Raw genomic sequence first — 11,916 nt, forward strand, 5'->3', positions numbered from 1 at the left:
TCCCGTCGGGCGCAGTCGGCTCCCCACGCCTACCGTATGCCGATCCGGTGGGCCTGGGGCAGCGCCGCCGCGCCGGCGGGGCGGGCAGTGGCCCGCGTGAGCGCGCCCGCGGGAACATCCCCCACAGTGGACGCTGACGGTATGACGTCAGGGGCCGGGTGCTGGAACGCATGGCGGTGGTCCAAATAGAACTGTAGAAAATAGACGAACACCAAGGGTAGCAACTCAATAACTGTACGGCGTTGCAAACTCAGCGATTTCCGACCCGCGTGACCGGTTTCGTGTGTCACTTATCGATAGAGGGGTGACGTTACGCATCCTCATCGATACGATCAGCGTTGTGCGAGTCGGGGATCAAGGATGGCGAGCGGCCCACCTTCGCGGGCCGTTGTCGTCGCCCCGGCTGGAGACTGCCGCCAGATCCGTTGCGCGGCAAGGTTTTCCCACTCGTGACCTCGAAACGGTGACAGGCGGCCGATGCGCCGCCGTTACTATGCTTCGGTCCGTCCGGGACGGGCGCCCGGCTCGCTGCCTTCGTGGCGGTGCCGCCGGCCGAGCTCCACCGCACAGCGTGGTCGGGACAGCAAGGTGTGGCTCTCCGTGTGCACCGACCCGACCCGTCGGGCGCCGATGGGTCGGCTACCAACCCGGGAACGTGTTGCTACGGCGATGACCAGGACTCCGCGAGCCCTGGGCCGAGGCGCCACCGCGATGCCGGTCCGGGCCGGCAGGCGACTCACGAAGGGGTCTGTTGATGGACAACTACTTCACCACGAAACGTCACGAGCGTCTCCGGGAAGAGGTCCGCGCCTTCGCCGAGGCGGAGGTACGCCCCCGCGTACCGGAGATGGAGGCGTCCCGGACGGTTCAGTACGAACTGTCCCGGCTGATCGCACGTCAGGGCTGGATCGGAGTCACGATCAGCCCCGAGTACGGCGGCATGGGGCTGGGTCACCTGGCGAAGACGATCATCATCGAGGAGTTGTCGCGGGTCAGCGGCGCCATGGGCGCCATGGTGCAGGCATCCCAGTTGGGCGTCGCGAAGATCGTGCACTTCGGCAACGAGGATCAGAAGAAGGCCTGGCTGCCCGCGGTGTCGGACGGAAGCTGCCTGCCCACCATCGCGGTCACCGAGCCGCAGTCGGGCGGCCACGTCCTCGGCATGACCGCGAGCGCGGTACGCGACGGGGACGACTACATCCTCAACGGCCGCAAGGTGTTCGTCGGCAACAGCCACGTCGGCGACCTGCACGGCGTCGTCGTACGCACCGGGCCGGGGTCCACGGGCCTGGCGGCCTTCCTGGTGGAGTCGGACCGCCCGGGCTTCTCGCTCGGGCCGCACCGCGCCGCCATGGGCCTGCACGGCTTCAGCTTCGGCGAGCTCATCTTCGACAACTGCCGGGTCCCGGTGGAGAACCTGCTCGGCGCCGAGGGTGACGGCCTGGCCGTCGCGTACTCCTCCAGCGTCCTGTACGGCAGGGCCAACCTCACCGCCGTCTCGCTCGGCATCCACCAGGCCCTGATGGAGGAGACCTCCCGGTTCGTCGCCGAGCAGCACCGCTACGGCAAGCCGCTGTACGACCTGCCCTCGATCAAGCTGAAGCTGGGGCAGATGCAGTCCCGCCTGATGACCGCGCGGCTGGCCGCCTACCACGCGGTGCACCTGCTGGATCAGGGCCTGCCCTGCGACGCGGAGCTGATGAACGCCAAGCTCATCAATGTCGAGTACGCCCTGGACTCGGCGCGCAACGCGATGGAGGTGCACGCCGCGTGCGGGCTCTACCCCGACCGCCCGATCGAGCGGTACCTCCGCGACGCGCACCACATCTTTGCCCCGGCCGGCACCTCCGACGTGCAGCTGCTCCGGCTCGGGGAGGTGGCGCTGGGCATGTCGAAGGGGCAGTGGTCGGAGCGGCTCGCCGCTGCCGTGGTGGGGGCGGCGGCCGCGTCCTGACTAGTCCAGCCGTCCGTCGCGCTGGTTGATCCGCTCCACCAGTTCGGCGGCGAGCGCCTTGATGGTCTCCAGCCCCGGCCGTCCCCACGGGCGGGGCTCGGTGTCCACGACGCAGATCGTGCCGAGGGTCGTACCCGTGTGGTCGATGAGCGGGGCACCCAGGTACGACCGGATGCCGATCTCGTCGACCACCGGGTTGCCGGCGAACCGCGGGTAGTCGCAGACGTCGTCCAGCACCAGTGCCTTGCGCCGGACCACCACGTGCGGGCAGTAGCCGTGGTCCCGGGCCATCACGCGGCCGGGCTCCCCGCTGGCCCCGCTCTCCACGTTGGTGCTGGCCTGCCCCGACGAGGGCGTGTGCAGTCCGGCGAAGTACTGGCGGTCCTCACTGATGAAGTTGACCATCGCGTACGGGGCGCCGGTGATCCGGGCCAGCTTGTGGGCGAACTCGTCGAACTCCGGGTCGGGGTTCTCCCCGAGACCGAGTTCGCGCAGCCGGTTCACCCGGTGCGGCGCTTCCGGGTCGACGGGGGTCAGCGGCTGGTGGTCGGCGGGGTCGTAGCTCATGAGAGGCTCCGTATCTGGTGGGGGATTTCAGGCGGATCGGGAGGTGGCGGCGCCGAGCAGGTGCTGGATCAGCGCGACCAGCGCGGCGGTCGCGGAGCGGGCCTGGCGGGCGTCGCACGTGACGACCGGGACGTGGGGCTTGAGGTCCAGAGCGAGCCGTACCTCCTCGGGGTCGTAGCGGAACGCGCCGTCGAACTGGTTGATCGCCACCAGGAAGTTGATGCCTCGGGATTCGAAGAAGTCGATGGCGGCGAAGCAGGCCTCCAGCCGGCGGGTGTCGGCCAGGACGACCGCCCCCAGCGCGCCGTTGGACAGTTCGTCCCACATGAACCAGAAGCGCTCCTGCCCGGGCGTGCCGAACAGGTAGAGGACGTACCTGGGGTCGATCGTGATGCGGCCGAAGTCCATGGCCACGGTGGTCGTCGACTTGTTCTCCACCCCGGCCAGGCTGTCGGTGCCGGCGCTCGCCGTGGTGAGTAGCTCCTCCGTGCTCAAGGGTTCGATCTCGCTCACCGCGCCGACGAAGGTCGTCTTGCCTACGCCGAACCCACCGGCGACCAGGATCTTGAGCGCCGTCGGGAACGGCTCAGAGCCGTCGTTGTAGGCCATCGAGAAGTGCCTCCAGAACAGAACGATCAGTGGAATCGGCGGCAGAGCCGGGGGCTCGGGTACTCACTGCTCCGCAGTCGACCAGATCGGACAGCAGCACCTTTGTGATGACCGCGGGCAGTTTCAGGTGTGCCGCGATCTCTGCGACCGTTGTCGGGCCGGCGCACAGGCCGAGGGCCCGGGCGTGGTCGGGCTCCAGGTGTGCACGGGGCACCCGGCCGGTCGCCATCACCATGGACAGCAGATCCAGCTTGGCGGTGGGCTGGGTGCGCCCGTTGCTCACCGTGTACGGGCGCACGAGGCGCCCGGCATCGTCGTCGAGCCACAGCTCGTCCTGGGGCCCCGTCATACTCACCGGATCGCGCTGCCCGGCATGCCGACGGTATGCCGCGCGGGCGTGGCGAGGTACGGACGGACGCTCTTGACCAGTTGCGACATCTCGTACCCGAGAACGCCCGCGTCGGCTCCGCGGGCCGCCAGCACGGCCAGCACCGCGCCGGAGCCGGCCGTCGAGACGAAGAGCAGGGTGTCGTCGAGCTCGGCCACCACCTGCCGAACCCCGTCACCGCCGCCGAAGCGGGTCCCGGCGCTGCGCGCGAGCGAGAACAGCCCCGAGGCAATCGCGGCCAGATGGTCCGCGCTGTCGGCATCCAGGCCGTGGGCGGCCTTCTTCAGGCCGTCGGAGGACAGCAGCAGGGCGCTTAGGGTATGGGGAACGCGCTGGACCAGGCCGGTCAGCAGCCAGGCTAGATCCGCGGCCTGCCCTGGGGGGACGTCGCTCAGCATGATAGGTGGATCCTCCTTGGGGGAATGGGGGATGAGGCTTGGTCAGCTGATGCCGTCCGTACGGCCGTGGTGGCCGTCCTCGTCGTCGGCCCCGCTGTCGGCCAGGCTCACGCCGCGCATGAACGAGGCCATCAGGTTGGGGTCGTGGCCGGCGACCGGTTCCTCCGGCCGGGGCGCGGGGGCCTGGTGCAGCTGGGGCACGAGGTGCGTCTGCCGGTGACGCTGGGGAAGTTGCGGGCGGTCGCTGGGGCTGGCGGCACCGTGGCTCGCGCCGCTCATGCTCGCGCCGCTCATGCTCGCGGCACCCATGCTCGCACCACCGTGGTTCACGCCGCCGTGGTTCACGCCGCCGTGGTTCGCGGCACCGTGGTTCACGCCGCCGTGGTTCGCGGCACCGTAGCTCGCGCCGCCGTGGTTCACACCGCCGTGGTTCGCGGCACCGTAGCTCGCGCCGCCGGCGCCCGGGTCGCTGGTGGGGGTCGTCGGGACGGACACCACCGGCGCGGGCGACGGCTCCCGCATGACCGGGCGTACCACCTGGGTAGGGCCGCTGCTGTGGCCGTAGCCGGGGGTGGTCGGGGCCTCGGCCGGGATCGCCGCCGTGGCGTGGGCGGCCAGCGCCGGTACCGGCTGCTGCGGAGGCGGCGCCTGGATCACCTGCTGCGCCGCCACCTGCTGCCGGGCCTCGTGCTCCGGCTCCCCGCCGAGCAGCCCGTGGGGCAGGATCACGACGGCCTGGGTACCGCCGTAGATGTTGGCCTGCAGCCGCACCGCGAGGCCGTGCCGGCGACCGAGCGCCGAGACCACGAACAGGCCGATGCGGCCGTCGCGCAGCAGCTCGCCGATGTCGACCCGGTCGGGGTCGGCGAGCAGGTTGTTCACCCGGTCCTGGTCGGCGAACGACATGCCCAGGCCGCGGTCCTCGACCTCGACGGCCAGGCCGGAGGTGACGCTCTGGGCGCGCAGCAGCACGTTGGTGTGGGGAGGGGAGAAGTTGGTGGCGTTCTCGACCAGCTCCGCCAACAGGTGGATGACGTCGGCGACGGCGTGACCGCGCAGGGTGCCCTCGATCGGCGGTACGAGCTTGACCCGCGAGTACTGCTCGACCTCGGCGATGGCCGAGCGCAGCACCTCGGTCACGGCCACCGGCCGGCTCCACTGGCGCCGCGAGACCGCGCCGCCGAGCACCGCGAGGTTCTCCGCGTGCCGACGCATGCGGGTGGCGAGGTGATCGACGTAGAACAGGCCCTTGAGGAGGTCGGGATCCTCGACCTCGTTCTCCAGCTCGTCGAGGAGCTGGATCTCCCGGTGCACCAGGGACTGCAGCCGCCTGGCGAGGTTGACGAACACCTCGACCTGCTGGCCGGACCGGCCGGCGGGGGTCATGGTGGAGGCGCGGACGACCGCCGCCTGCGTGGCCAGCTGCGCCTGGTTCAGGTCGTTCTCCAGCAGTGCGAACACGTCGCCGGCGTCGGCGGGTACGTACTCCGCGCCGCGCAGGGCGGGGCGTTCGCCGTTGTTCAGCGCGTCGAGCAGCCGCTGCAGCTCGGCCTGGCCCCGGGCGGTCGACGACCGCAGGGCACCGACCCTCCGGTTCAGCGCGCGGGTGACCCCGCCGGCCTGGGCGGCGGCCGCGAGCAGGACGGCCACGGCCGTCAGGACCGCCGCGCCCAGCACGACCTGGGTCGCGACCGGCACCGCGGCCCCGGAGGTGGTCATCACATAGACCACCGTGCCCGCCCCGAGCAGAGCCATGACGGTCGCCGGGAGCACAGCGGCCCACAGCAGGCGGGATCTTATGCCGCCCTCGGCTTGTACCTGGCGGGCGGGGGGGCTGGCATAGCGCCCGCCACCCCGGCGAACCGCATGCGCGTTGGGTGAGGAGAGTTTCGACATCAGCGTCCTCGCTACAGGGGCCGGCCCGACAACAGGGTCACGGTGCTTGACTCTGTGTTGCAAGGGGGCAGTTCAATATTTCGATGGCAGCAGTGTAGTGATGTGGTTGGCGCACAGGCGAACCCGAACGACCATTGTGGACGTGGTCGTCAACGGGGGCACTCCCGCTCACAGATACGGCTCGGGTACCCCTGGTCGTCACCGGTACTGACCCTAGCCTCTCGGTCCGCGTCTGAGCAGGTGTCGGATTCACCCGTACGGTGCATGTTCAGCAGGACCGGACACGTCCCCGGGCCGCACTCGGCGATCCAGCCGATCAGTGCCCCAGCGCCCGGTCGAGGTTGGCCACGGCGCTGATCAGGGCCGGACGGGTGAACGCCTGCGGGAAGTTGCCCAGCGCCTTCCCGGACCGGTCGATCTGCCCGGCGTACGGGCCGACATGGTCCGGGTCGCGTTTTCCGCCCGGTTGCGGGCGCATGAACGGCGCTGTCGGGACTGACGACGCTGTCGGGACTGACGACGCTGTCGGGCTACGGCAGGTCCTCGGGGTACTCGACCTCCGCCAGGTGCCCCGCCCGACGGCCGCCGTGGTCGGGGCCGCCGCCGTCGGGATCGCCGGGCGTCTCGCCGCCGCGCGGGACGCCGCCGCGGTCCACCAGCTTGGGCTCTGAGGACCACCACGGGTCGTAGACGCGACGGCCGCGCCACAACAGGGCTGCCTCCGTCGCGGTGACGAAGGCCGCGGCCAGGCCCTTCCTCGACCTCACACCGAATCCGGCGGCCAGCAGCGGGCTCCCGGTGGGGCCCGCTGCGCCCAGGTCGATGACGGCCTCGCCGTCGTCGCTGCCGGAAACGATGGTTATCGACGGGCCACCCCGGGCCACCTCGCTGACCAGTACCCACTCGCGTCGCCAGCGGCCCTGCCCGTACCGCTCGAGGATCTGTTCGTCCACCCCGGCCTGGTCGGCGATGCGTCGCACCGTGACCGCGCCGGCCTTCAGTACAAAGGCGCCCTGCCGCGAGAAGCGGACGTGCATCTCCAGGTTGCCATTGCCGACCGCACCCAGCGCCGGTGCGCCGGCCGCACCGACCACGCCGAGCGCCGGCGCGCCGGCCGCCGCGAGTCGGGTGCTGACCTGGGCCCCGTCGTGCGAACTGTAGTCGTAGTCGACCGGCTCGCCGGCCGGGTCGGCCGAGAACCTGACCCCCAACTCGGCCAGCGTCGTCTGCTTGGTCCAGCCCGACTCGTCGAAGACCCCGACATCGCCGAGGCTCATCGGGGTACCCGGCAGCCAGACCGGAAGCCGCTCGAAACTGCCGCGCGCCTCGTGCCACAGGCTGTTGACCAGACTGTTCACCGGACCCCCTGTAGTGTCGTGATCGGAGCGACCCGGATCGAGGCGGCGGCGTGGATGCCGTAGAGCAGGCCGAGAGGGTTTCCGCGGTCCTCCAGCAGGCGCCACTTCGCCCCGTGCAGCGCCTCCCCGACGGTCTGCGCCCTGCCGGTCAGGTTCGTGTAGAAGTGCTTCGAGATCTCGGCGGCGACCCGGTCCGGCACGTTGGCCGCGGTGCCGATGATGCCCCGGTTGCGGTTGTCGTGGAACGGCTTGAGCAGGGAGGCGGCGCTCGCCGGATCCATCACGGCGGTGCCGCACGCGTTCAGGAAGACCAGCGGCTTGTCTGCTCGCCTGCCGGCCGGCGAGCGCCGCACCAGCTCACCCACGAGCTTGTCGAGCAGGATGACCAGCCCCCGCCGTCGCTCGTCGGCCAGCCGGTACGCGAACGTCGCGGTGTCGCCGCCGTCGGCCTCGCAGTGGCAGGCGAAGTGGACGATCTGGTCGGCGTAGCTTCGGCGCGCGCCGTCGACGCCTAGTGCCGGGTCGCACAGCTGCTGCGCGAGTGTCGGCGCGCCGGTGTCGGTGACGTCCCTCGGGTACGGGCCCTCCAGCCGGAACAGCCGCCCCCTGCCCCGGAAGAAGCCCACCTCGGCGTGCGCGCCGTCGAGGTTGGCGTCGTAGATCACGCGTACCGGCAGCCGGTTCCACCCGTTGAGCAACAGACCGTCGGGCACGCGGTCGGGGGTGGAGCGTTCCACCACGGTGGCGAAGCCGGGGAACACCCGGGCGGCGTCCTCCAGCCCCGGCTGGTCGCGTACCTCGACCGTGGCCGACGGCTCGAAAAGCGGCAGCAGCTCCCAGGGGAAGTAGTCGTCCGGTTCCGCGACGGCGTGGATGAGCGGGACCCTGGCCTGTCCGTTCCGCCATGTCGGGCAGGCGGCCCGCAGGAAGCTCGCCAGGTTGTTGACGTCGGCCAGCGGGTCGCGCAGTGCGTAGCCGAGGAAAACCTGCCCGGCCTCCGCGATGTCAGCCAACACCTGGCCGGCCGTCGCCAGTTCGATCCGTTGCCGCCCGCCCCCGATCATCGAGGTGGCCGCGGCGATGCCGCGGCCGAGTCTGGCGTACCGCTCGCGGACCACATCCGGCCGCTTCAGCCGGACCGAGAGCGGCTCGGCGACGAGCGGAGCCGTCAGCTCGAGGACCGGACCCCGGGTGTCGTGCGTGGTGTAGACCGTAACGTCAGGCCGCTGCGCCGTCAGGGCGTCCATCGGATTCGTCATCACCGCCCGCCATCAGCTCGATCGGCAGTGCCTGCACCAGGCGGCCCGAGGACAGCAGGGCGACGCGGAGGTCGTACGAGTCCGGGTGCTCGACGCGCAGGGTGGTCCGGTGCCGGACCAGGCCGCCGTCGACCCGGCACCTGGTCTCCAGCCGCCTGTCCGGCACGTCGACCAGCGGGGCGTCGATCACTATCGTGAGGTCGACCTCGGCGGCGCTGTCACCCGACGTGACCGCGAACGGCAGCCAGATCCGGAGCTCGGCCAGTGCCGGCCGGTCACGCTCGTGCTCGGCGAAGGCGCGGTACCCGGTCGTCACCAGCACGGTCAGCTCGCAGACCCGGCCGACCGGCACCCGCCACACCGGCGCGGCGTCACCGTCGGGCGACGGCACGTTCGATACCCCGTCGCCGGCCAGGCCGGTGCCGACCGCGCCGCGGAACGTCACCGGCGCCGGGGGTACCAGCACGTCCCGGATCCCGGCCTGTACCCGGCCGGCGACGAGGTCGCCCAGGTGCGCGGCCAGGCCGTCCGCGGCGGCGGGGGACAGCGTGACCGGGCCGCCGACCGGCGCCGCGGGAAGCGGTACCCGGCCGCTCCAGACTGCGGCCTCGAGAGCCGGCCCGCCCGGCCGGGCGGCCGCCGACGGGACCGGCACGCGCCGGCCCAGCCGCTCCAGGCTGCGTAGCACCTTGTTCAGCGCGGCCCAGTCCTGGTGCTCGCCCAGCGTCGTAGCCGACTCCATCATGAGCTGGCGAGCGCCGGGTAGGTCACCGGCGTGCAGGCGAAGCTCTCCCTCGGCCCGCTCGAGCCGCGCCGCGAGCGGGGACAGCACCTCGGCCTTCTCGCCCGAGCGGCGCAGCGCGGCGAGTTCGGCCTCAGCGGTACGCGCCATGTGCTCCGCCTCCACCGGACGGCCGATGGCGAGGATGGCGCGGGTGAGCAGGCTGTGTGCGCGCACAACGCCGAGTTCGTTGTGCATCTGCCGGAAGGTGACGGCAGCGGTGGCGGCCCGCCGCACTGCCTTGGCCGCCACGTCGGCGGCCGCGCCGCGGTCGGCGTCGGCGTTCCCGGCCGCGGCGCCGTGTTCGTCGAGGAGGAGGCGCGCCAGCCGGTACCGCACGGTGGCCATACGGCGCAGATCGCCCTCCACGAACCGCAGGGCCCGGCCCAGGTAGTCCTCCGCGCTGCGCCATTCGGCGCGCCGGCGAGCCGCCTCGGCCAGCGACAGGAAGACGCGGAACCTGGTGGCATCGGGCAGTTCGGCGTCGAGCAGGTGGTCGTACGTGGCGTCCGGGGTGTCGACGTGGTGCGCGTCGGCGAGCAGGAGCTGGAGCAGTCTCTGCTCCTGCCGGTCGTCGACGGCCTCGGCCATCGTGAACGCCCGGTCCAGTTCGACGAGGGCGTGGCGGTAGCAGGCGGCCTGGAGGTACGCCTCTCCCAGCTTGCGGGTCGCCACCGTGATGCGCTGGGCCGCGTCGAACCGGGTTCGCTGGTCGCCGCCGGCCCGGTCGGCGGTTCTGGCCCAGAGCCCGCTTGCCAAATCTGCGGCCTTCGCCAGGCAGTTCTCGGCGTCCCGGTAGCGCTCGATGGCGACGAGGAAGGTGCCCTTGGCCAGCAGTACGTCGACCAGTCCGAGGTCGTTGCCGTCCGCCTCGGCCGCCCGGGCCGCCAGGGCGTACGCGTCCAGGGTCTCCTCGGGGCTCACCTCGGCCGCCACGCAGCCGCCCAGCCAGGTGCCGATGCGCCAGCAGAGGGCCGGGTCGCGGTGGTCGGGATCATTGCTCGCGAGCTCCATGACCCGGAGCAGGTTCGGGTACTCCGCCCGAACCCAGTTCTCCGGGTGGACCGACAGCCGCTTGGGCAGCGTCGAGTCGTGCGGCAGCCACTGCGACTCCGGGCGCTGCCGGGAGACCCCGTCGAGTTCGTCCAGCACCGCGGTGATCACGTCGCGGTACGCCTCGGCGAGCCGGCCCTGCGCCGCGGCCCGCTCGTCCGGCGGCAGCGCAGCGGCCCGTTCGGCGGCGAAGAGCCTGACCAGCGGGTGGAACCCGTACCTGGCCACGCCGGACGACTCGTCGGTGCCGAGGTCGTCAAGCAACTCCGCGGCCGCCAGCCGGTCGATCAGCGCCTCCGCCTGCTTGGCTGGTACCTCCAGCAACGGGCCCAGTACCCAGGGCACGAACGTCGACGACGGGACCAGCGCCAGCGCGGCGAAGGCGCGCTGCTCGGCCGGCAGCAACCGGTCGTACTCGGTCTGCAGGTGTGCCCGCAGCGGGCGACCCGGCTGGTCCAGCCAGGTCAGCCGGGTCCTGGGGGAGCGCAGTAGACCAGCGATGTGGCAGATGTCCGTACCGTCGTTGGAGACCCGCTCGGCGGCGGCGCGGATCGCGAGGGGCAGCCGCCCGCACAGTTCCACGATCTCCGCGGCGCACTCGGGGCGCGTGCTCTCGTCGGTGCCGGAGACGGTCCGGAAGATGTCGAGGGCGTCGTCGGGATCCGGCAGGTCCAGGGCGTACGAGGACGCGGGCGGTAGCTCGAACCAGAGCAGGTCGCGGCGGCTGGTGACGATGACGGCGGCCGCCGGATCGCTGGGCATCACGTGGCGGACCTGGTCGGCGTGGCGGGCGGCGTCGAGGATGAACAGGATCTTCTTCTTGGCGGTGAGGGACCGGAAGATCATGGCTCGCCCGACGGTGGAATCGGGCATGCTCTCGCTCCACCCCAGCGCTATCAGGAAGTTCTTGAGGATCTCCTTCGGGGTACGTGCGGCGCCGCCGGTGCCGAGGTTCACGAACACCTGGCCGTGTGGGTACTGCGGGGCGAGCCGACGGGCCAGTTCGTCGGAGAGCGCAGTCTTGCCCACCCCGGGCTTACCGTGGATGAGCAGGACGACCGGCCCGGTGGCCTGGCCGGGTTCCGGTCGGCGGAACCAGCGAAATCCCTGGCCGCGCAGCCCCTGATCGCCCCAGCCACGAGCGCGCCATCCCTGAATGCGCCACCCCTGCACCCACCGGCGGAACGCCTGCCAGAGCGCCCGCCAGGCGGGTGGGCGGCGGGTGGTGCGGGCCCGCCGCTGGCTGTCGTGCAGCCGGATCAGGTCCTTCAACTCGCGGTCGCGCCCGTCGAAGAGCGCGTCCCGGGGCGGCAGCGCCGGTACGACCTTGCGCGGTCCCAGCCAGCCCGGGCGCGGCATCCGGAATCGCCAACGACCCGGCCCGTGGCCGGCGCGCCTGCCCCGGGCGGCGCTCCGGCGCCGGCCCGCCGGGCGCACGCCGTCCCCCGGCAGCCCGTACCTCTCCTCGGGCGGCGAGTCGACCAGCATCACCGCGGCCGCCGTGAACACGCCCATCGTCACCAGCGCCGCCACCTGCAGGCTGCCCGGTACGTGGTCGTAGACCGTACTCAGGATCGTCGCGAGCGTTCCCACGGCGGCGGCGAGGAGGGTGCGCACGGGCCGCAGACGCCGCCGCCACGTCCGCAGAGACCA

At 71.8% G+C, this 11,916-nt stretch carries 10 protein-coding genes; 1 reads left to right on the forward strand and 9 read right to left on the reverse strand.

Annotation, left to right across the window (positions count from 1 at the left end; all coding sequences use genetic code 11):
• The first annotated feature begins 754 nt into the window (after positions 1 to 754).
• Entirely contained in the window at positions 755 to 1,954 is a 1,200-nt protein-coding gene (locus Pme01_RS17025) for an acyl-CoA dehydrogenase family protein (RefSeq protein WP_168116006.1), read from the forward strand.
• On the opposite strand, the gene Pme01_RS17030 is transcribed toward Pme01_RS17025, so the two are convergent.
• The 9 genes from Pme01_RS17030 to Pme01_RS17070 form a co-directional block, all read right to left on the reverse strand.
• Positions 1,955 to 2,521: a GAF domain-containing protein gene (locus Pme01_RS17030; RefSeq protein ID WP_168116007.1), complete on the reverse strand. Its 567-nt coding sequence runs from the start codon at positions 2,519 to 2,521 to the stop codon at positions 1,955 to 1,957. It lies immediately after the preceding gene.
• Between the two features lie 27 nt (positions 2,522 to 2,548).
• Positions 2,549 to 3,130 carry a GTP-binding protein gene (locus Pme01_RS17035; protein ID WP_168116008.1) on the reverse strand — a complete coding sequence of 194 codons (582 nt, stop codon included), beginning with the start codon at positions 3,128 to 3,130 and terminating at the stop codon, positions 2,549 to 2,551.
• On the reverse strand, positions 3,108 to 3,479 hold the full coding sequence (locus Pme01_RS17040) for a DUF742 domain-containing protein (protein WP_168116145.1): 372 nt from the start codon (positions 3,477 to 3,479) through the stop codon (positions 3,108 to 3,110). Before Pme01_RS17040 ends, Pme01_RS17035 begins: the two co-directional genes overlap by 23 nt.
• A gap of 2 nt (positions 3,480 to 3,481) precedes the next feature.
• Positions 3,482 to 3,916: a roadblock/LC7 domain-containing protein gene (locus Pme01_RS17045; RefSeq protein ID WP_168116009.1), complete on the reverse strand. Its 435-nt coding sequence runs from the start codon at positions 3,914 to 3,916 to the stop codon at positions 3,482 to 3,484.
• 42 nt (positions 3,917 to 3,958) lie between these two features.
• Positions 3,959 to 5,671: an ATP-binding protein gene (locus Pme01_RS31070; protein ID WP_239088286.1), complete on the reverse strand. Its 1,713-nt coding sequence runs from the start codon at positions 5,669 to 5,671 to the stop codon at positions 3,959 to 3,961.
• A 457-nt stretch (positions 5,672 to 6,128) separates the two neighbouring features.
• Complete coding sequence (locus tag Pme01_RS17055; RefSeq protein ID WP_168116005.1) at positions 6,129 to 6,290, reverse strand: hypothetical protein; 162 nt, start codon at positions 6,288 to 6,290, stop codon at positions 6,129 to 6,131.
• A 52-nt stretch (positions 6,291 to 6,342) separates the two neighbouring features.
• Positions 6,343 to 7,170, reverse strand: coding sequence for a hypothetical protein (locus Pme01_RS17060; protein ID WP_168116011.1), 828 nt, complete (start codon positions 7,168 to 7,170; stop codon positions 6,343 to 6,345).
• On the reverse strand, positions 7,167 to 8,429 hold the full coding sequence (locus tag Pme01_RS17065; protein ID WP_168116012.1) for a CHAT domain-containing protein: 1,263 nt from the start codon (positions 8,427 to 8,429) through the stop codon (positions 7,167 to 7,169). Before Pme01_RS17065 ends, Pme01_RS17060 begins: the two co-directional genes overlap by 4 nt.
• The gene (locus Pme01_RS17070) at positions 8,389 to 11,856 is read right to left on the reverse strand and encodes an ATP-binding protein (RefSeq protein ID WP_168116013.1); all 3,468 of its coding nucleotides are present in this window, start codon (positions 11,854 to 11,856) and stop codon (positions 8,389 to 8,391) included. The genes Pme01_RS17065 and Pme01_RS17070 overlap by 41 nt, the downstream gene beginning before the upstream one ends.
• Positions 11,857 to 11,916: the final 60 nt, after the last annotated feature.

It is taken from the genome of Planosporangium mesophilum, assembly GCF_016863255.1.
Lineage (GTDB): Bacteria > Actinomycetota > Actinomycetes > Mycobacteriales > Micromonosporaceae > Planosporangium > Planosporangium mesophilum.